20 protein-coding genes are annotated in these 17,874 nt (G+C 69.8%); 11 read left to right on the top strand and 9 right to left on the bottom strand.

Translation table 11 applies throughout. The features are described from left to right. Nucleotides 1-111: 111 nt before the first annotated feature. Both AB0H36_RS26145 and AB0H36_RS26140 read right to left on the bottom strand, forming a co-directional pair. The gene (locus tag AB0H36_RS26145; RefSeq protein ID WP_360528574.1) at nucleotides 112-480 is read right to left on the bottom strand and encodes a DUF4180 domain-containing protein; all 369 of its coding nucleotides are present in this window, start codon (nucleotides 478-480) and stop codon (nucleotides 112-114) included. Then, nucleotides 465-1,271, bottom strand: coding sequence for an alpha/beta fold hydrolase (locus tag AB0H36_RS26140; RefSeq protein ID WP_360528571.1), 807 nt, complete (start codon nucleotides 1,269-1,271; stop codon nucleotides 465-467). The genes AB0H36_RS26145 and AB0H36_RS26140 overlap by 16 nt, the downstream gene beginning before the upstream one ends. 95 nt (nucleotides 1,272-1,366) lie before the next feature. Here AB0H36_RS26140 and AB0H36_RS26135 point away from each other — a divergent pair, with 95 nt between their 5' ends. Then, nucleotides 1,367-1,786: a helix-turn-helix domain-containing protein gene (locus AB0H36_RS26135; protein ID WP_360528567.1), complete on the top strand. Its 420-nt coding sequence runs from the start codon at nucleotides 1,367-1,369 to the stop codon at nucleotides 1,784-1,786. Here the strand turns inward: AB0H36_RS26135 and AB0H36_RS26130 are convergent. Next, the gene (locus AB0H36_RS26130) at nucleotides 1,783-2,853 is read right to left on the bottom strand and encodes a polyprenyl synthetase family protein (protein WP_360528564.1); all 1,071 of its coding nucleotides are present in this window, start codon (nucleotides 2,851-2,853) and stop codon (nucleotides 1,783-1,785) included. The two genes, AB0H36_RS26135 and AB0H36_RS26130, sit on opposite strands and share 4 nt — an antisense overlap. A 57-nt stretch (nucleotides 2,854-2,910) precedes the next feature. Here AB0H36_RS26130 and metF point away from each other — a divergent pair, with 57 nt between their 5' ends. Next, complete coding sequence (gene metF / locus AB0H36_RS26125; protein WP_360528561.1) at nucleotides 2,911-3,828, top strand: methylenetetrahydrofolate reductase [NAD(P)H]; 918 nt, start codon at nucleotides 2,911-2,913, stop codon at nucleotides 3,826-3,828. A 28-nt stretch (nucleotides 3,829-3,856) separates the two neighbouring features. Next, complete coding sequence (locus AB0H36_RS26120) at nucleotides 3,857-4,387, top strand: histidine phosphatase family protein (RefSeq protein ID WP_360528558.1); 531 nt, start codon at nucleotides 3,857-3,859, stop codon at nucleotides 4,385-4,387. Here the strand turns inward: AB0H36_RS26120 and AB0H36_RS26115 are convergent. The 3 genes from AB0H36_RS26115 to AB0H36_RS26105 form a co-directional block, all read right to left on the bottom strand. Continuing rightward, entirely contained in the window at nucleotides 4,384-6,588 is a 2,205-nt protein-coding gene (locus tag AB0H36_RS26115; protein WP_360528555.1) for a UvrD-helicase domain-containing protein, read from the bottom strand. The two genes, AB0H36_RS26120 and AB0H36_RS26115, sit on opposite strands and share 4 nt — an antisense overlap. 93 nt (nucleotides 6,589-6,681) lie before the next feature. Further along, the gene (locus tag AB0H36_RS26110) at nucleotides 6,682-7,989 is read right to left on the bottom strand and encodes an NAD(P)/FAD-dependent oxidoreductase (protein WP_360528552.1); all 1,308 of its coding nucleotides are present in this window, start codon (nucleotides 7,987-7,989) and stop codon (nucleotides 6,682-6,684) included. Further along, entirely contained in the window at nucleotides 7,989-8,600 is a 612-nt protein-coding gene (locus tag AB0H36_RS26105; RefSeq protein WP_360528550.1) for a DUF4126 domain-containing protein, read from the bottom strand. The genes AB0H36_RS26110 and AB0H36_RS26105 overlap by 1 nt, the downstream gene beginning before the upstream one ends. A gap of 161 nt (nucleotides 8,601-8,761) precedes the next feature. On the opposite strand from AB0H36_RS26105, the gene AB0H36_RS26100 reads away from it, so the two are divergent. Continuing rightward, nucleotides 8,762-10,669 carry a peptidoglycan recognition family protein gene (locus tag AB0H36_RS26100; protein ID WP_360528547.1) on the top strand — a complete coding sequence of 636 codons (1,908 nt, stop codon included), beginning with the start codon at nucleotides 8,762-8,764 and terminating at the stop codon, nucleotides 10,667-10,669. Nucleotides 10,670-10,678: 9 nt separating this feature from the next. Beyond that, on the top strand, nucleotides 10,679-11,416 hold the full coding sequence (locus AB0H36_RS26095) for a nucleotidyltransferase domain-containing protein (RefSeq protein WP_360528544.1): 738 nt from the start codon (nucleotides 10,679-10,681) through the stop codon (nucleotides 11,414-11,416). On the opposite strand, the gene AB0H36_RS26090 is transcribed toward AB0H36_RS26095, so the two are convergent. Beyond that, nucleotides 11,403-11,873: a YbaK/EbsC family protein gene (locus AB0H36_RS26090; RefSeq protein WP_360528541.1), complete on the bottom strand. Its 471-nt coding sequence runs from the start codon at nucleotides 11,871-11,873 to the stop codon at nucleotides 11,403-11,405. The two genes, AB0H36_RS26095 and AB0H36_RS26090, sit on opposite strands and share 14 nt — an antisense overlap. A 22-nt stretch (nucleotides 11,874-11,895) precedes the next feature. Next, on the bottom strand, nucleotides 11,896-12,483 hold the full coding sequence (locus AB0H36_RS26085) for a DM13 domain-containing protein (protein ID WP_360528538.1): 588 nt from the start codon (nucleotides 12,481-12,483) through the stop codon (nucleotides 11,896-11,898). A 409-nt stretch (nucleotides 12,484-12,892) separates the two neighbouring features. On the opposite strand from AB0H36_RS26085, the gene AB0H36_RS26080 reads away from it, so the two are divergent. The 4 genes from AB0H36_RS26080 to AB0H36_RS26065 all read left to right on the top strand — a co-directional run bounded on the left by AB0H36_RS26080 (nucleotide 12,893) and on the right by AB0H36_RS26065 (nucleotide 15,688). Further along, on the top strand, nucleotides 12,893-13,402 hold the full coding sequence (locus tag AB0H36_RS26080; RefSeq protein WP_360528535.1) for a DUF6504 family protein: 510 nt from the start codon (nucleotides 12,893-12,895) through the stop codon (nucleotides 13,400-13,402). Continuing rightward, on the top strand, nucleotides 13,399-13,872 hold the full coding sequence (locus AB0H36_RS26075; protein ID WP_360528532.1) for an SAV_6107 family HEPN domain-containing protein: 474 nt from the start codon (nucleotides 13,399-13,401) through the stop codon (nucleotides 13,870-13,872). Before AB0H36_RS26080 ends, AB0H36_RS26075 begins: the two co-directional genes overlap by 4 nt. A gap of 78 nt (nucleotides 13,873-13,950) precedes the next feature. Further along, on the top strand, nucleotides 13,951-14,211 hold the full coding sequence (locus AB0H36_RS26070) for a hypothetical protein (RefSeq protein WP_360528529.1): 261 nt from the start codon (nucleotides 13,951-13,953) through the stop codon (nucleotides 14,209-14,211). Between the two features lie 265 nt (nucleotides 14,212-14,476). After that, nucleotides 14,477-15,688 (top strand): DUF480 domain-containing protein, encoded by a 1,212-nt coding sequence (locus AB0H36_RS26065; RefSeq protein ID WP_360528526.1) that lies wholly within the window; start codon nucleotides 14,477-14,479, stop codon nucleotides 15,686-15,688. 48 nt (nucleotides 15,689-15,736) lie between these two features. On the opposite strand, the gene AB0H36_RS26060 is transcribed toward AB0H36_RS26065, so the two are convergent. After that, nucleotides 15,737-16,096: a cupin domain-containing protein gene (locus tag AB0H36_RS26060; protein ID WP_360528523.1), complete on the bottom strand. Its 360-nt coding sequence runs from the start codon at nucleotides 16,094-16,096 to the stop codon at nucleotides 15,737-15,739. Between the two features lie 192 nt (nucleotides 16,097-16,288). Between AB0H36_RS26060 and AB0H36_RS26055 the strand changes: the two genes are divergently transcribed. After that, nucleotides 16,289-17,041, top strand: coding sequence for a methyltransferase domain-containing protein (locus AB0H36_RS26055; protein WP_360528520.1), 753 nt, complete (start codon nucleotides 16,289-16,291; stop codon nucleotides 17,039-17,041). A 235-nt stretch (nucleotides 17,042-17,276) separates the two neighbouring features. Continuing rightward, nucleotides 17,277-17,807 carry a DUF3040 domain-containing protein gene (locus tag AB0H36_RS26050; RefSeq protein ID WP_360528517.1) on the top strand — a complete coding sequence of 177 codons (531 nt, stop codon included), beginning with the start codon at nucleotides 17,277-17,279 and terminating at the stop codon, nucleotides 17,805-17,807. Nucleotides 17,808-17,874: the final 67 nt, after the last annotated feature.

Genomic DNA, 17,874 nt, shown 5'->3' with positions numbered 1-17,874 from the left:
CGTGAACGGAATGCGAGGGCAGTCGTGAGTCAGTCGAACTTCTCCCGTCCCGGGGCGATCGATCTGTCGTCCCTGCGCAGGCCTCCGGCGCCGGGGAGCCCCCGGACCTGCTCAGCGCCCAGCCGGTCCTGTAGGCAGCAAGCGCTCCGCGAGCTCGGACAGCTCGCCGACGAACCACAGGGACCGGCCGCGGTTGCTCTCCCGCACCCAGTCGCGCAGCGGCTTGCTCGCGGCGAGCTTGTCCGAGATGTCCCCGACCACGACCAGGCCCATCCGGTAGTTCACGAACTTCTGCACGATCGCCCCGGCCCGTCCGGTCCGCAGCTCGAAGAACTCGTCGCCCAGCTCCGCCGCCGGCAGCGCAACCCACTCCGCCTGGTGCTCGTAGTGCGCGGTCGCGATCAGCTGTACGGCGTCGCCCTCGTCCGCCACGCCGGTGTCCGCCACGAACACCCGCACGCCGCCTAGCTCCTCAACCACGTCAGCACCCTCTCGGTCTGGGCCGGCAGCACGTGTCCGGCCTCCGGCAACAAGACGGTCGCCTCCGGCAACCGCCGTTCGGTCTCGTGGGAGTCGAGCATCCGGTCCCTCCCTCCGACGATGACGAGGAGGTCGAGCTTCTCCAGTTGCTCGTCGGTGAAGATCGGCAGCGACACCCGGCGCGGCCGGAAGTGCTCATGGATCAGCAGGGCGAAGTCGCCGTACTCCGTTGGTTCTCCTGACGGCAACGGGCCCGCGACGAGTCGCATCGTCTGCACGATTCCCCACCGTCCCCAGGGCAGCAGGAACAGCGCAGGCAGGTAGATCAGCGACTTCTGCCGCCCGATCCCGCTAGGGGTCAGCAGCGCCAGCTTCGCCACCTGCCGCCGGATCGCGTAGTCGAGCGCGAACCAGCCACCCAGGGAGGACGCGACCATCGACACCGGCTCCGACATACCCAGACCTTCGAGTACGTCGTCCAGCCAGTCGACGTGAGCGTCCAGCGGGGGACGCGCGTCCGCGCTCAGGCCCGGCTCACCGATCAGGTCGACGGCGTGGAGGCGGAAGTGCTCGGACCATGCGACCACATCGCCGATCCACTCCAGCGTCGTACTGGCCGAGCCGTGCAGCAGGACCAGCGGCGGGGCGTCGACCGGCCCGCAGCTCACCACGAACGTCTCGCCCTGCCTGGTCGGCACGACCTGTTGCTCGCTCGGCACCGGCCAGGTCGCCAGCAGCTCGCGGTAGCGCTCATGCAGAGCGCTCCGGCCGACTGCCGACTTCCAGATCATGCAATCAAAGTACCTCAAACATCCCCATCTGACGAATTATAGGGAATTCTAAGGAAACTGCCGTAGCCTGGAGTCCCACGACGACAGGGACGCGGATGCCACAGGAGCTGTACTCGGTCGAGCAGGTCGCGAGCCGGCTCGGCCTGCACGTCCGGACGATCCGGAACTACGTGCGCGACGGCCGGCTGAAGGCCGTCCGGATCGGGAAGCAGTACCGGATAGCCCGCGAGGACCTCGAGGCGTTCACCGGCACCAGCGCCGCCGCGCTCGAGGCCGACGAGCAGTCCCGGCACGTCGAGGCGTCGAGCATCGTGCACATCGACGCGATCGACCGCGCGGAGGCGGACCGGATCACCACCCACGTGATGGGTTCGCTCAATCAGAGCGGGATCGGCAGGCTCCGGGTCGAGACTGTGTACGACGAGGATCGCGCCGTACTCAAGGTGATCATCCTCGGCGACCTGGCCCCCACCGCCGAGCTGCTCCGCCTGATCAACCTGATGACGACGCCTTAGAGGACGCGGGAGGTGGCGGCGATCGCCAGGTCGGCGAGTGCCTTGCGGGCGGTGTCGTCGGCCAGCGGAGCGCGGTCGAGCGCGTCCAGGGCGTCCTCGGTCCGCTCGGTGATCAGGTCCTCGCAGGCCTGCACCGCGCGCGAGTCCTGCAGGATCTCGCGCAGCAGCTGGATCTCGTCGTCGTCCAGGTCCGGCCGCCCGAAGAGCCGGTCGAACTCGGCCAGCTGCACCTCCGACGCGTGGTCGACCGCGTAGGCCACAAGCACGGTCCGCTTGCCCTCACGGAGGTCGTCACCGGCCGGCTTGCCGGTCAGCGCCGGATCGCCGAACACCCCGAGCAGGTCGTCGCGCAGCTGGAACGCCTCGCCCACGGGCAGCCCGTACGCCGACAGGGCCTCGATCAACCGCCGGTCGCCGCCGGCCAGCGCCGCGCCGATGTGCAACGGCCGCTCGACCGTGTACGTCGCGGACTTGTACCGCAGCACCCGCAGCGCCTGGTCCATGTCGGACACGCCACTCGCCTGCGCGACCAGGTCCAGGTACTGCCCGGCGGTCACCTCGACCCGCACGGCATCGAAGAACTTCGACGCCCGGGCCAGTGCGGCCGCGTCGAAGCCGGACGTGTGCAGCATCTCGTCGGCCCAGATCAGGCACAGGTCGCCGAGCAGGATGGCTGCCCCGACGCCGAAGCGCTCCGGGTCGCCTCCGAGCCCGGACGCCTCGGACCGGGCCCGCTGCAGGGCCTCGAAGCGACGGTGGGCCGCCGGCGCGCCTCGCCGTACGTCGGAGGAGTCCATCACGTCGTCGTGCACCAGGGCGCTGACGTGCAGCATCTCCAGGCTGGCCGCCGCGGTCAGGATCGGCTGCGTCAGATCGCCGCCTGCGGCCCGGAAACCCCAGTAGCAGAAGGCCGGCCGCAGCCGCTTGCCGCCGCTGGTCGCGCCCCGCGCGGCCTGCACCTGCTCGGTCAGCTCCGGCCCGATCGCCACCAGCCGCTGCTGCTGCAGGTCGAGGAAACCGGTCAGCGCGCGCTGTACCTCGGCCGGGATGTCCACATCGCCATACACGTCTCGGAGCGTAGTCGGTGGCAGCGGCGTGGTGGACACCGCGGGTAACCTGTCGGCATGGCGAACGGTCTCCCTTCGACGCTGCCCGGCGGTACGCCGACGATCCGTGACCTGCTCGCGACCGGACACCGTTCGTTCTCCTTCGAGTTCTTCCCACCGAAGACGCCCGAGGCCGAAGAGGTGCTGTGGCGGTCGATCCGCGAGATCGAGCAGCTCCGGCCGACCTTCGTCTCGATCACGTACGGCGCGGGCGGGACCACCCGGGACGGCACCATCCGGGTCACCGAGCGAGTCGCGCAGGACACGTCGCTGACTCCGCTCGGCCACCTCACCTGTGTCGCCCACTCCCGCGACGAGTTGCGCTCGGTGATCGGCGCCTACGCCGGCGCGGGCGTCCGGAACATGCTCGCCCTGCGCGGCGACCCGCCGGGCGGTCCGAACCAGCCCTGGGTCGCGCACCCGGAGGGCATGAACCATGCGATCGAGCTGGTCGAGCTGATCCGGTCGCTGGGCGACTTCTGCGTCGGGGTGGCTGCCTTCCCGGACAAACATCCGGAGGCCCAGTCGCTGGAGGCGGACGCGCAGGTGCTGGCGGCCAAGGCCGCCGCGGGCGCGGACTACGCGATCACCCAGATGTTCTTCGGCGCGGACGACTACTTCCGGCTGGTCGAGCGGGCGTCCGCGCTGGGCTGCGACATCCCGGTGCTGCCGGGCATCATGCCGGTCACCAACATCAAGCAGATCCAGCGGATGGCGGAGCTGACCGGCATGGCGTTGCCGAAGGCCGTCACCGACCGGTTGCTCGCGGTCGAGGACGAGCCGTCCGCGGTCCGCGAGGTCGGTATCGAGATCGCCACCGAGCTGTGCGAGCAGCTGCTCGGGGGCGGTGCGCCGGGGATTCACTTCATCACGCTGAACCGGTCCACGGCGACCCGGCAGGTGTTCCTGAACCTCCGCTCGTCGGTCGTGTCCTGAACCCGGCCTCCCGCCGTATCCTGTGCGGATGGCTGACCCGTCGGACCTGCTGATCGACCGCACGCTCGTGCTGCTCCGGCACTCGAAGGCGGTCCCGCACGAATCGATGCCGGACCCGGAGCGCCCGCTGGCCGACCGCGGCCGGGCCGACGCCCGCGCGGCCGGCCGCTACCTCGTTGCCCAAGGCATCGAAGCGGACCTGGTGCTGTGCTCGCCCTCGCAGCGCACCCGGGAGACCTGGCAGTACGCCGCCGAGGCCGGCGCGACCGCAGCCGACATCTGGTACGACCGGCGGATCTATGACGCCGACTCCGACGAGCTGCTCGACGTCATCCGCGAGGCCCCGACCGAGGCGCGCACGGTGATCCTGGTCGGCCACGCTCCCGGCGTACCGTGGCTGGCCGACGAGCTCGCCCTCGACGGCACCAGCCCCGAGCGCGTCCAGCTCACCCAGAAGTACCCGACCAGCGGCCTGGCCGTCCTGCACCTGACCTGCCACTGGTCAGACCTCTCCGAGAACGACGCCGACCTGGTCTCGTACGTCGTACCGCGCGGCTAAGGCAACCAGTTCGTCGTGCTGTTGATCGTCACCAGGCGTTGAGTCGCTCTGGTCAGCACGACGTACAGCGCGCGTACGCCGCCCAGGGTGTCGCTGACGATGCGGTCCGGTTCGACGACGACCACTGCGTCGTACTCGAGGCCCTTTGACTCCAAGGGGCTTACGGCAACGACGCGTGGGTCGCCCAGCTCGGCGAGCACGGGGTCGACGGCCGGTCGCAGCTTCGGCGGCACGATCACGCCGACCGTGCCCTCGACCAGCTGGAGCAGCTCGACCGCCGCGTCGCCGGCGGCCTCGGCAAGCTTGCCGTGGTCAACGATCCGGTGCTCGGGCTCCACTCCGGTACGACGTACTGCGTCGGGCAGGTCCGCATCGGGCAGGCTCTGCCGGATCACCTCACCGGCGAATGCGTAGATCTCGGCCGAGTTCCGGTAGTTGGTGGACAGCCGGAACGAATGCCGCTGCAGGTGCGACAGCATCGAGTCCATCGCCGCACGGGCCTCGTCCGGGTCCGGCCACGAGCTCTGCGCCGGGTCGCCGACGATCGTCCAGCTCGCCTGCGGGCCGCGGCGGGTCACCATCCGCCACTGCATGGGGGAGAGGTCCTGCGCTTCGTCGACCAGGACGTGCGCATACTCCTCCGGCTCCTCCGCCTCGCGGGCAGCAACAGCCCGTGCCCGGCGTTCCGACGTGGTCAGCACCTCGTTGACGCCGTCCGACAGGCCCTCGAGCCAGTCGAACTCCTCGTCCTTGACCTCGGCGACCGGTGCGCGTCCCAGCAGCGTGCCCAGCTCGTCCAGCAGCGCCACGTCGGCGATGGTGAACTCGTCCGTGCCGCGAATGGCGGCAGCGAGTGTGTCGACCTCGACAGGGGACAGGTCGTTGCGAGCCCAGCGCTGCAACCGTCTCGGGTCACCGAGCCAGCGCAGGACCGACTCCGGCGTCAGCACCGGCCACCACTGGCCGAAGAACGTCCGGAACGCCGGCGTCTCGGTGACCTGGTCGCCGAACGCCTCCCGGTCGCCGTACACGCCGTTGCGCAGGTCGTCGGGGAACCGCTGCCACAGCGCAGCGACCAGGCCCTTGCGGGCTTCGGCAGCGGCCCTGTTGCGAGGCGTCCGGCGCAGCGCGTTCCGCCGCACGTTGTCCAGTTGGTTGGCGTCCAGCTCGATCGTTGCCCCGCCGACGAAGACACGCATCGTCGTGGGCGCAGTGGGCACGCGGTCGCGAGCAGCGCGCGACAGCACGCCGCGCATTCGCAGCGAGCCCTTGATGGCGGCCGCATCGGCCTCGTCGACCGCAGTGGCCTTGACGCCGTCCACCAGCTCGCCGACAGCGCGCAGCGACACGGTGTTCTCACCAAGACTCGGCAGCACGCGCTCGATGTACGCCATGAACGCAGCAGACGGCCCCACGACCAGTACGCCGCCACGCTCGAACCGCCTGCGGTCGCTGTAGAGCAGGTACGCCGCGCGGTGCAGAGCGACCACGGTCTTGCCGGTGCCCGGTCCACCACCGATCACGGTGACACCACGGGCAGGAGCCCGGATCGCCTTGTCCTGCTCGGCCTGGATGGTGGCGACGATGTCCCGCATCGTGTGACCGCGGGCCCGCGACAGCGACGCCATCAGCGCGCCCTCACCCATCACCGGCAGGTCCTCGGGCGCCCGCTCCGGCGCCAGCAGGTCGTCCTCGAGACCGATGATCCGCGGGCCCTTGTTCCGCAGCACGCGGCGGCGGACGACCTTGAGCCGGTCGGTCGACGTGGCCCGGTAGAACGGCTCGGCGGCCGGGGCGCGCCAGTCGATCACCAGCGGCTCGTACTCCGCGTCGCGGACGCCGATCCGGCCGACGTACAGCTTCTCGAGATCCGTCGCGGCGCCGGCGGCGGGCTGGTCGTCGCCGTGGTCGGAGTCGAGCCGGCCGAAGACGAGCCCCTCGTGCTCGGCGTCCAGCTCGGCGATCCGGCGGGCCGCCGCGAACACCAGCACGTCCCGCTCGTACAGACCGGTCTGCTCCTCCTCGCGGACCCGGCCGACGTTCTGCGCCTGCCCGCGCTGGTGGCCTTCGACCGCGATCCGGGACGCCGACCTGGCCGCCTCCGCGACCCGCTCGTACACCCGGTCGACGTGTAGCTGCTCAGCCGCCAGCTCAGCCCGCTCGACGTTCTCGTGATCGGCCGACGTGGGGGATTGATCCACCGAGGTCCTCTCTACTGCCGGGCACCCATCCCGACATGACACACATGAACAATCAATCCTACGTGCGCCCTTGGACCGGAACCCAACCCGGTCTCAGGCTTTCCCGACCGCGTCGGCCACGATGGCCGCACCCAGCGTGGTGGCCGGTACGCCGGACCCCGGGTGGGCTCCCGCGCCGACGCAGTACAGGCCCTTGACCGGCGACACGTTGGCAGCCCGCCGACGGGCCGTGCGGTAGCCCTCCCACGCCACACCGGCCCACCAGGACGGCGATGTCTGCCGTGACACCACCTTGTCCCGGATGTGCAGGCCACGGGCCACCAGGAGGTCCAGTACGTCGTCCGTCGGGTAGCCGTGCACCAGCACTGACCACGCCCGATGCCCGGCCGGCGCCTGTCCACCCGTCCGTACGACGACTGTCGGCGTACCGTGCAGCACGGTCTCGAACGGCAGGCTCGGCACCGGCTGCCGCAGACCCAGGTGTACGACGTACGCGGCCTGCGCCTGGTGGGTCGACTGCACCTTCTTGCGCACCTTCTTGGCCGCCGGGTCGTCCACCAGTTGCCCGTAGAGCTCCCGTGGGTCGATGTCGCTCACCACGATCTCCCCAGCAAGCTCAGTCCCGTCAGCGAGCCGTACGCCGGTCACACTGCCGTCCGATGTGGTCACTGCCACAACCTCGGCACCGGTCCGGACGTCTACCTTCCGTTCACTCGCGCGTTGCGCCAGCGCATCCGCGAGGGTGCCGAAACCGCCATCGATCGTCCAGCGGCCGAACGTGCGCTCCAGGTACGACCAGACGCCGACGTATCCCGGAGTGAGCTTCGCGTCCGATCCACCCTGTGCTGCGAAGTGCCGCAGGACCGCCCGAGCTCTCTCGTCGTCCAGTTGGCGCTGTGCGACCCGCTCCAGCGACTGCCACGGCTTGAGTGTTCTGACCGCTCCCAGGGGCAGCTTGTCCTTGAGCGGCGGCTCCAGCGACGTCTTGCGCAGTACCTGCCAGGTCTCGCTGTAGCCGTCGACCAGTGCGGTCCACTGCTGGGCCGCCCTCTCGCCGGCCAGGTCCGTCCAGGCCTGGAACTGCTCACCGCGGTCGGCGATCGGCAGGTCGAGCACCGAGCCGTCCCCGAACATGTGCCGTCGCGGCTCGGTCACAGGCTCGAGCTGGATCAGGCTCTCGATCGGACGGCCACTCTTGCGGAACAGGTCGCGCAGCGCGGCCGGGAGCGTCGTACTGGCTGCGCCTGCGTCCCAGCTGAAGCCGTCTGCCTGGATCCGGCCCAGCACTCCGCCGAGACGCTCGTCACGCTCGCAGATGGTGACCTGGTGACCCAGCTTGGCCAGGCGGACTGCACTGGCGAGACCGGCAAGGCCGGCCCCGATGACTATCACCCGTGCCATCAGAGCGCACTGCTCCCAGTCACCGGGGCACCGCGTTTCTCCCGCCAGGCCCTGAACCTGGCCCAACCCCGTCTGATGAACCGGAAGGCGACGTACACGCCGATCAGGCCGAGCAGCAGCAGGATGCCGGCGATGATTAGGGCGGCCTCCGGGTGGAAGGCGGCGAGCGTCACCACACCGGCGACCGCGACGTCCTCACCGGACGACGCCGCGATGTTGGTGACCGGCTCGGGGGAGGTGTTGATCGCGAGCCGCAGACTCGACTTGACCGCGTGCGAGAGCAGCGCGACCAGGCCGCCGGCGGTCGCGATCGCGGCCTGCTCCAGCGTGCTCGCCTCACCGGACAGCAGCGCGGCGATGATCGCGCCGACAGTGGGCCGGATCACTGTCGAGATCGCGTCCCAGGCCGAGTCGATGTACGGGATCTTGTCCGCGATGAACTCGAACGCGAACAACGCGCCGGCCGCGATCAGCACGCCGTTGGTGGTCAGTGCCTCCGGCACGTCCTCGGCGCCGGCGAAGCGGCCGAGCAGACCGAGGATCAGCACGCAGGCGTAGGCGTTGATCCCACTCGCCCAGCCGGTCGTGAACGCCAACGGCAACGCTTCCATCGTCCTGCTCCCGTAACCCTCTGTCGCCACTGCTGCTGTCAGTATTGAACCTTTTGTGGCGAGTTTTGGTTAACCGTTGACTTCCGGGTCGCCTCGACTCACAGTGATCAGGCTGCCAGTCTGTGTGACCGGCATCCCCGCCGTCGGTTCAGGAGAACAACATGCGTCGTCGTCCGAAGATTCTCGCCGCATTGGCTGCGGTAGCGCTGGCCATCACCGTGACCGGCGTGTCGTCAGGCGGTCCACCCGCATCCGCGTCGACACCAGATCCCGCTGCCTCTCCCTACAGCGCGGCGGCTGCGAAGTACGGCGTACCGGAGTCCGTGCTGCTGGCTGTGTCGTACGCCGAGACGCGCTGGGACGACCATCAGGGTGCGTCGAGCACCGACGGCGGCTACGGGCCGATGCACCTGACCGCTGTCGACCCCACTGCGGTCGTGGACCTCTCCGGCAAGCGCAAGGTCGCGAAGGCCGAGTCACTGCGGACCCTCTACAAGGCGTCCGAGCTGACCGGGCTCGACCCGGTTGCCTTGCGCAATGAGACCGCCGCGAACATCGAGGGTGGCGCTGCACTGCTTGCGTCGTACCAGCGGAACCTCGGTCTGCCAGTGGGCTCCGACACGTCGGCAGCCCAGTGGTACGGCGCGGTGGCCTCGTACGCGGAGGCCTCGGACCGTGCGACCGCATCGGCCTTCGCCGACGACGTCTACGCGATCATGGCGCGCGGCGCCGCCCGTACGACGAACACCGGGCAGCAGGTCGTGATGCCTGCCCTGGCCGTCACACCGGACAAGACCCAGGTGAACAAGCTGGCGCTGCCGGCCGGTGTGCAGGCTTCGACCGCCGGTGTGGAGTGCCCGGACTCGCTGGGCTGCGAGTGGCTGCCGGCGCCGTACCAGGACCTGGGTGGTGGCGACTACGGCAACCACGACCTGGCGGACCGGCCCAAGACCGGCAAGATCGACTACATCATCGTTCACGACACCGAGGGCGGCTGGCAGGGCACGCTCAACCTGGTGCAGGACCCGACGTACGTGAGCTGGCAGTACACGATGCGCTCGTCCGACGGCCACACCTGGCAGCACGTGAAGGCCGACGACGTCGCCTGGCACGCCGGCAACTGGTACGTGAACATGCACAGCATCGGCATCGAGCACGAGGGCTTCGCGGCCCAGGGCGCGACCTGGTACACCGAGTCGCTCTACCGCAACTCGGCCAAGCTGGTGCGCTACCTGGCCGCCAAGCACAACATCCCGCTCGACCGGGCGCACATCATCGGCCACGACCAGATCCCGGGGACGATCCCGAGCACGGTCCGCGGCATGCACTGGGACCCGGGACCGTACTGGGACTGGGAGCACTACTTCGACCTGCTCGGCGCTCCGATCTGGGGCAACTCCGTGTTCCCGGTGAAGGCGGGCTCGATCGTCACCATCAAGCCCGGGTTCGACGACAACGTGCAGGTGCTGACCAACTGCACCGGTGCGGGCACCACGTGCACGCCGCAGGGCACCAACTTCGTCTACCTGCGGCAGGCGCCCGACGACGCGGCTCCGCTGGTCAAGGACATCGGTCTGCGCCCGGACGGCTCGGACAGCACGACTGTGGTGTCCGACATCGGGGCACGGGCGGCCGCCGGCTCGCAGTACGTCGTGGCTCAGCGGCAGGGGGACTGGGTGGCGGTCTGGTACCTCGGTGCGCTCGGCTGGTTCAAGAGCCCGCCGTCGGCCCCGGATGCGTTCGCCAAGCCGGGTCTCGTGGTGAAGCCGAAGGCGGGTAAGGCTTCCGTTCCGGTGTACGGGCGGGCCTACCCCGAGCAGTCGGCGTACCCGGCGGGCATCCCGTACCAGGTGGTCACCCCGCTGCAGTACTCGATCGGAGCCGGTCAGGCCTACCCGGTGGGCGACCCGTCCATCGAGACCGACTACTACCGCGCCGTCACCTTCGCGGGTGAGCCGCCGACCGACCACGTCCAGGTGATCGGCAACGACCGGTACTACCAGATCTGGTTTGGCCACCGGATGGCCTACGTCCGTGCTGCCGACGTGGACCTGCGACCGGCTGTCTAAGCTGCTGTTGTGATCGACGAAGCCGTCCAGTCTTTGCTGGACGGCTTCGTCACGTCGGTGCGCCGGATCGCTGACGTCGAGGCGATCTGGCTGCACGGGTCGCTGGCGTTGGGCGACTTCCAGCCGGGGCGGAGCGACCTCGACGTGGTGGCCGTGGTCTCGTCGCCGCCGCCTCTGGCTGTCGCCGACCTTCATCGCCAGCTGATGGCGGCCTCGCCGCTGGCGTCGAAGCTGCATTGCTCGTACATGCTCGCGTCGGACCTGGCGGATCCGTCGGTTCGGCATCCGACCTTCGCTCAGGAGCGGTACTTCGACCGGCCGGTGACTCCGGTGACGCGGCGGGAGCTAGCCATGGGCAACAAGTCGCTGTACGGGCCGCCGCCGGCCTCGTTGCTACCGGCAATCAGTGATGCGGAGCTGTCTGCGTTCATTCGTGAGGACCTGCGGTCGTTCTGGTTGCCCGTGACAGCGCGCCGGAAGCCTTGGTACGCCGACATCTGGGTCGATCTGGGCCTGGTGACGGTCGCGCGAGCCCACGTCACGTTGTCGTCCGGTGACCTGATCACGAAGCGGGCGGCGCTTGGACTGCTGCCCGGGATGGGGGCGCCGGAGAGCGTCGTACGGGATGTGGCCCGCCGGCGGTACGGTCCGGCGGGCGCGGTGAACCCGTTCTGGCGTCAACGGCGAGCGGTGCTGACGCAGGTCTTTCTGCAGTCGGCGATTCCTGCGGTGATCAGTTCACCGTGATCGGCGTGCCCGCGGTGACCTTCAGGAGCTCGGCGTACGTAGTCGGGTAGACCGAGTGGGGGATACCGGCGGCCGCCCAGATGACGCCGTACTGCTCGAGGGCGGTGTCGACGTAGGTGCGGACCGGGTGCGGGTGGCCGACCGGGGCGACGCCGCCGATCGACTGGCCGGTGTGCTCCTTGACGAACTCCGGGGTGGCGCGGCGCAGCTTGGCGATGCCGAGCTCGGCGGCGACCTTCGCGGTGTCGACCCGGTGCGCGCCGGACGTCAGGATCAGCACCGGGGCGCCGTCGCCGTCGAAGATCAGGCTGTTCGCGATCGCGCCGACCTCGCAGCCGAGCTCGGCCGCCGCGGCCGCCGCGGTCGGGACCGCCTCGTCGAGGATCACGATCTCGCCGGTGGCCCCGGCCGCCCGGAGCGCGTCGGCCACGCGTTGCACGTTGGGATGGTTGCTCACCTTCGTGAGCTTAGGCGGCCTGTCACACCGTTTTGAGCTCGGCTGCCCCGAAGGACACGTTGAAGCGGTCGCACCAGATCGCGACGCTGCGGAAGTCGCCGAGGTCGACGGCCTTCGGGATGACGTAGTTCTGGTTGCCGTGGTTGCCCTTGAGACTGCCCAGGCTCTGGTGGTCACCGTCGTCGAACACGTGCCAGCCCGCGCGGCCGGGGACGGTTTTCGCGTCACTGAGCCAGACCTTGAGGTCGGGGCCGTCGGAGGTGCTGAGGTTCTCCAGGCGGAGGATGCGGGAGCCGTCGGGCAGCCTGAGTACGGCGACGGTGCCTTCGGTCTCGTGCTCGTGCGTGATCAGCTTCCCGGTCAGGAGCACGGTCGGCGCTGTCGGCTGCTGTGCCGGTTGCTGTGTCGGCTGCTTTGCGGAAACTGTCGGTGGCGTCGTCGACGATGACTGTGTGGAGATCGGAACGGCGCCTGGCAGCGCTTCGTCGACGACCTTGTCGGTGAAGAGCCGCCACGGCTGGAAGAGCGGCAGCGCGACCGCGGTGACCACGACGGCCACCGCCGCCGCGGCGATCACGGCTGCCCGCCACCGCTTCGTCAGTCTCGGCATCGGCGTTCCCTCCACGTCCTCGGCCTGCTTCTTCGGTGACTTCCGGCGTCTGTCCGGCGTCCCCGGGGTCTTCGGTGCTGCGTGTTCTCCAGTGTGGACGGCGGATCGGTCGCGCGGCGGCGCGCCGGGCTTACGGCCCGTTGACGTTTGTCGGCGGCCGACGATACGCTGTTCGTGTTCGAACAGATGTTCGATTACCTTCGGCCCGGTTTCGTCGGGAGACCGGCCAGGGGTGATCCGGACAGCTGGACGGCTCCGGTGCGGAGTTGCGGCCGCATCGGAAACCGGTGGTCCCGGCGGGCCGGGCGCCGAGGTGGTCCTCGACCCCCACCTCGAGCCTGTCCGCCGGGCCCCGGAACCAGCCGTCGACCAGGGGAAGCAGGCGTTCGTTCACAGGAGGCGATGGAGTATGTGGGAGTTCGACGAGGCCGTGGAAGTGCGTTCGGACGTCGTGGACGGCGTCGAGACCCCGGCGCAGTTCCTCTGGCGTGGCCGGCTCTGGCGCGTGTGCTCCGTCCAGGCCCGCTGGACCGAGACCGCCGCCTGGTGGGAGCGCGGCATCATCGGCGCCGGCCTCGGCCCGTCGTACGACGCCCGCCCCCGATCGACCGAGGTAGCCGGCACGGCTGCCCACCTGAACGGCGCGGTGGCGTCGGCGAGCCCCCGATCTCGCACCGACTGCCTGGCCGCGTCCGCTCTCGGCGGGAGCACCACCGCCCTCGCTCCCGCCGGGAGCGCCACCACCGGGATGGCCGAGAGCCCGGCGGCCGTCGGCGTGCTGGATGCGGACTGGGGGCCGCGGCGTGCGGTGTTCCGAGTAGAGGCGGGGTGCGGCCGGCACGGTCGGCGTGAGCTGTTCGATCTCGCGCACGACCCGGACTCCGGCCGCTGGCAACTGGAAAGGGTGACGGACCGATGACTGTCTCACCGGTATCTCCGGCAGCCGCCGGCGCGGCCAGCCGCGAACTGTCCCGCGCGCGAGCCGCGCTGGCCGAGGCTGTGGAGACGAGCGACCACCTGATCCGCTACTCGAGCGCCCATGTCGCAGGCCTCCGAGTTGCGGCCGCGGTCCTCGCCGTCCGCGCCCGCCCGGTCCGCTCCGGCACTCGCCGTCGGGTCCAGCGCAACGCCTGGGTGCTGCTCGCCGAGGTGGCGCCCGAGTTCGGCGAGTGGGCCACCTTTTTCGCCGCCGGCGCATCCCAGCGCGCGGCTGCCGAAGCGGGTCTGGAGCGCGCGGTCACTACCCGCGAGGCCGACGATCTCGTCCGCGCCGTGGAGACCTTCTACGACCTGGTCGAGACCAGCCTCCGGCTGTCCGCCAGCCCGGCCCTCACCGCCACCACGGACCCCCAGTCCGTCCTGACCCAACCTTGGATGCAGGCCAGCTGACCGCGTGGCTCTGTTGACCACCTGACAGCCTGACCTTGTTGACTCGGACTCGGACTCGGACTCGGGAGAACCAAACCTGTGAGTGAGCTACGGCGGGGCGTCGGCAAAGACGTCTGCGGTCGCGTCCACGCCATCACCGGCGTCGAGTGCTACCTCCCCGACACCCACTACCCCAACCCGCACCACTCCATCGAAGGCGACTCCTGGCACGACGGTCTCTGCAGCAGGTGCGCCGGTGGCGGCACCGACACCGACGCCGACGCCGTCTGCCCCCGCTGCAACGGCACCGCCTTCGAACCCGTGGCCCTCATCGACCCCGAGACCTACCAACCCGGCTGACCACCTTGCGGGTTCCCCGATGCCCGCGAGCTCGCGGCCGATCGTGACCGCTCTGATCGCGGCCGATGCTGACCGCGCTGAACCGCGCTGAACCGCGCTGGTCGCGCTGAACCGCGCTGGTCGCGCTGAACCGCGCTGGTCGCGCTGAACCGCCCTGGTCGCGCTGGGGAGCTGGCGCTTCTCGTATTGCTCTCGGGCTGCGGGCTCGGTTGGTTGGGGGAATCGTCTGGACTGTTCTGGGGGTCTGGGAATTAGGGTCGGGAGGGTGAGTGAACTTCCTGTACTCGACGGTGAGGATCAGCGGGTCCTCGGAAGCCTGATGGAGAAGCAGTCGACGGTGCCGGCGTCGTACCCGCTCACCGCCAACGCGTTGCGTACCGCCTGCAACCAGACCAGCAACCGCGAACCCGTCGTCGACTACGACCAGTCGACGGTCGAGCAGACCGCGCGCTCGCTGCGGGACAGAGGCCTCCTGCGGATCGTGTGGGCCGACACCGGCCGCCGCACCCTCAAGTACCACCAGACCCTCGACGAGCGCCTGGGCCTCGAACCTGACGAGCGCGCACTTCTCACGGTCCTGCTCCTTCGGGGCGCCCAAGCGCCCGGCGAGCTCCGCACCCGCACCGAGCGCCTCCACCCGTTCCCCGACCGATCCGACGTCGAAGCCTGCCTACGGCGTATGGCCGCCCGCCCCGAACCGCTGGTCCGCGAGCTCGAACGCCGCGCCGGCCAGCACGACCACCGCTGGATCCACCTCCTCGGCCCGGTGCCGGACGAAGCCGCCCAGCCCGCCGCGCCCGCCGTCGACCGCGACGTGGTGATCGCCGAGGGCGCGGACACACGTGACGCTCGAGTGCGTTCGGCGTACGACGCTGTCGCCACCTCCTACGCCGATCGACTCATCGACGAGTTGGACGTCCTGCCCTTCGAAACCTGGCTCCTGGACCGCGTGGTCGCCCACGCCGCCGGACGCCCGATCGTGGAAGTCGGCTCCGGTCCCGGCCACATCACCGCCTACCTCGCCGACCACGGCGCCGACGCCACCGGCATCGACGTCTCACCCGCCATGATCGAGGAAGCCCGCGGCCGCTTCCCCGACCACACCTACGAGCTCGGCGACCTCCGCCGGCTGGGGCGCCCCCCGACATCCTCCGGCTGGTCCGCGGTCCTCGCTTGGTACTCCCTGATCCACCTGGCCGCCGCCGAGCTCCCAGCCGCCCTCGCAGCCCTGACCCGCCCCCTGGACCCAGGCGGCTGGCTGGTCCTGGCCCTCCACGCCGGCTCCGAAGTCCGCCACGTCACCGACATCTTCGGCCACGAGGTCAACCTCGACTTCGTCCTCCACGACCCGGCAGCCATCGTCACGCTCATCGAGTCCGCCGGCCTGACAGACATCGAGTGGTACCTGAGAGGACCCCTCCCGACCCACCAGGAAACAACCCAACGCCTCTACGTCGTGGCCCGAACCCCCAGCTGATTCGCCTCGGCAGTGGTTGGTGTCCGTCGTTCACCGGGACCGGGCGGGTCAGCTCTTGGCGTAGGTTTCGGCGGCTTGGGACTCGAACTCGTAGGCGATGGCGGGCTGGTCGCCGATGACCCAGGCGTCGTGGCCGGGCTCGATGATGTAGGCGATGCCTGGGAGTACGCGGGCCTTGGTGCCGTCGTCGTGGACGACCTCCATCTCGCCGGAGATCAGGGTGCCGACGTGCCGCACCTGGCAGGTGTCGCCGCCGACGATGGGACGGATGCACTCGGACCAGCGCCAGCCCGGCTGGAACGTGATCCGCGCGACGCTGGCTCCTGGCAGCTTGACCACGTCGACGGTGGTCTTGTCCGGCGTACGGCGCTCGTCGGGCTCGTCGAAGGACTTGCTGTGAATGGTCATTGGGTTCCCTCCCTGGCCGGTGTTTCTTCCCCTTCTCTCCGACGATGGCGCGCCCAGCCGCACCGCGACAGACACCAGCTCTTAACGTCCGCTTACAGGACCCACAGCCGATCACGCCAGGTGGTGCGGCGCTGGCCGGCGGTGCTGGGGAAGTAGGGTGTGGCGGGGTGGGGTCATGGGTCGAGGAGGGTTATGACGATGGTCGATCGGCGGCGGCGGTCTGTGCGGACGGCGCTGGTGGCCGAGGCTCTGCGGGTGGCGCTTGCGGGGCGGGCGCGGGTTGATCCTGAGGCCGGGTTGGACATCGTCGACCTCGGTGGTGGGACCGGTGGGTTCGCGGTGCCGCTGGCGGTCGAAGGCCACCGGGTGACCGTGGTGGATCCGAGCCCGGACGCGCTGGCCTCGCTGGAGCGGCGGGCGAGCGATGAAGGCGTCAGCGCGCTGGTGCGTGGTGTGCAGGGCGACGCGGCTGAGCTTCCCGGTCTCGCGGGGGAGTCGAGTGCGGACGCCGTACTGTGCCATGGCGTGCTCGAGGTCGTCGACGACCCGGTGCAGGCGCTGCAGGCGATGGCGTCGGTACTGCGGGAAGGCGGCGTACTCAGCCTGCTCGTTGCCCAGCGCAACGCTGTCGTCCTCGCTCGGGCACTCGCCGGCCACCTGGCCGAGGCGCGGATCGCGTTGCAGGATCCGGACGGGCGCTGGGGTGCGACCGATCCGATGCCGCGGCGGTTCGACGAGGCCGGGATCACGGGGCAGCTGGCCGATGCCGGGTTCATGGTGCACACGGTGCACGGCGTGCGCACGTTCGCGGACCTCGTCCCGTCAGCGTTCGTCGACTCCGAGCCGGGGGCGGCCGAGTCGCTGGCCGAGCTCGAGCGCGCCGCCAGCCAGCACCCGGCCTTCCGGGCGCTCGCAACCCAGCTGCACATCCTCGCGACCCGCTGACCGACCGATCCGGGCTCGCCGGCTCGAGCACGGCGCTCAACCTGCGACACGCCCGGGTTGTGTTGTGAGTCACAAACGCCGCCCGGCCGCGGTCGCCTCGGGAGCTGTGAAGTCCCGGCGGCTCCGTCGTGGGTGGTCGACGGAGGGTGATGGACCGGTGACTACTCCTCGGCGGCGTGGAATAGACCGGTGCGGGGTGGATGGTGCGACACACGGAGTTTGGTGGGTTTGGAGGGTGGATGTTGTGGGCAGTTGCGGGACCGTGACGCGCTGGACAGGCGGTCAGGGTTTCGTGCAAGGCAAGCGCGGCCTAGACTGGAGTCGGCCTATCGAGATCGCGCTCATCATGGAGGGATCGACGGTGCCCCTCTCGGAAGAAGAGCAGCGCCAGTTCGAGCAGCTCGAACGTGCCCTTGCTGCGGAAGACCCGAAGTTCGTCTCCGCCATGCGAGGGACCAATGTGCGCTTGTACTACAAGCGCCGGGCAGTGCTTGCCGGCGTTGGATTCGTGCTGGGCATCGCTGTTCTGATGACCGGTGCGATCATCCCCAACACCATCATCGGAGTCATCGGCTTCGTGATGATGGTCGCCTGTCTATACATCGCTGCGCTGAGCATGAAGCGGATCAGCAACGCCGGAGACTCCGACGACATCCCGCCGCCTCCGCCGCCGACCAAGCGGCACCGGACCAAACACGACTCGTCCGGCAGCTTCATGGAGCGGATGGAGGACCGCTGGCGGCGCCGCCGCGACGAAGACCTCTGACGGTGCGGCGCTCCTGAGCGCGTAACCGGCCGACAACCACACCCGCGTCCCTGGTGGCGCGGGTGTG

The sequence above is a fragment of the Kribbella sp. NPDC050820 genome, assembly GCF_040653975.1.
Taxonomy (GTDB): Bacteria; Actinomycetota; Actinomycetes; order Propionibacteriales; family Kribbellaceae; genus Kribbella.
This window is presented reverse-complemented; position numbering and strand designations above follow the sequence as displayed.

Coding starts and splice junctions, on each gene's coding strand:
- AB0H36_RS26140 (WP_360528571.1), bottom strand. CDS start 1,271: ATGATCTGGAAGTCGGCAGTCGGCCGGAGCGCTCTGCATGAGCGCTAC.
- AB0H36_RS26135 (WP_360528567.1), top strand. CDS start 1,367: ATGCCACAGGAGCTGTACTCGGTCGAGCAGGTCGCGAGCCGGCTCGGC.
- metF (WP_360528561.1), top strand. CDS start 2,911: ATGGCGAACGGTCTCCCTTCGACGCTGCCCGGCGGTACGCCGACGATC.
- AB0H36_RS26120 (WP_360528558.1), top strand. CDS start 3,857: ATGGCTGACCCGTCGGACCTGCTGATCGACCGCACGCTCGTGCTGCTC.
- AB0H36_RS26110 (WP_360528552.1), bottom strand. CDS start 7,989: ATGGCACGGGTGATAGTCATCGGGGCCGGCCTTGCCGGTCTCGCCAGT.
- AB0H36_RS26105 (WP_360528550.1), bottom strand. CDS start 8,600: ATGGAAGCGTTGCCGTTGGCGTTCACGACCGGCTGGGCGAGTGGGATC.
- AB0H36_RS26100 (WP_360528547.1), top strand. CDS start 8,762: ATGCGTCGTCGTCCGAAGATTCTCGCCGCATTGGCTGCGGTAGCGCTG.
- AB0H36_RS26085 (WP_360528538.1), bottom strand. CDS start 12,483: ATGCCGAGACTGACGAAGCGGTGGCGGGCAGCCGTGATCGCCGCGGCG.
- AB0H36_RS26080 (WP_360528535.1), top strand. CDS start 12,893: ATGTGGGAGTTCGACGAGGCCGTGGAAGTGCGTTCGGACGTCGTGGAC.
- AB0H36_RS26075 (WP_360528532.1), top strand. CDS start 13,399: ATGACTGTCTCACCGGTATCTCCGGCAGCCGCCGGCGCGGCCAGCCGC.
- AB0H36_RS26060 (WP_360528523.1), bottom strand. CDS start 16,096: ATGACCATTCACAGCAAGTCCTTCGACGAGCCCGACGAGCGCCGTACG.
- AB0H36_RS26055 (WP_360528520.1), top strand. CDS start 16,289: ATGACGATGGTCGATCGGCGGCGGCGGTCTGTGCGGACGGCGCTGGTG.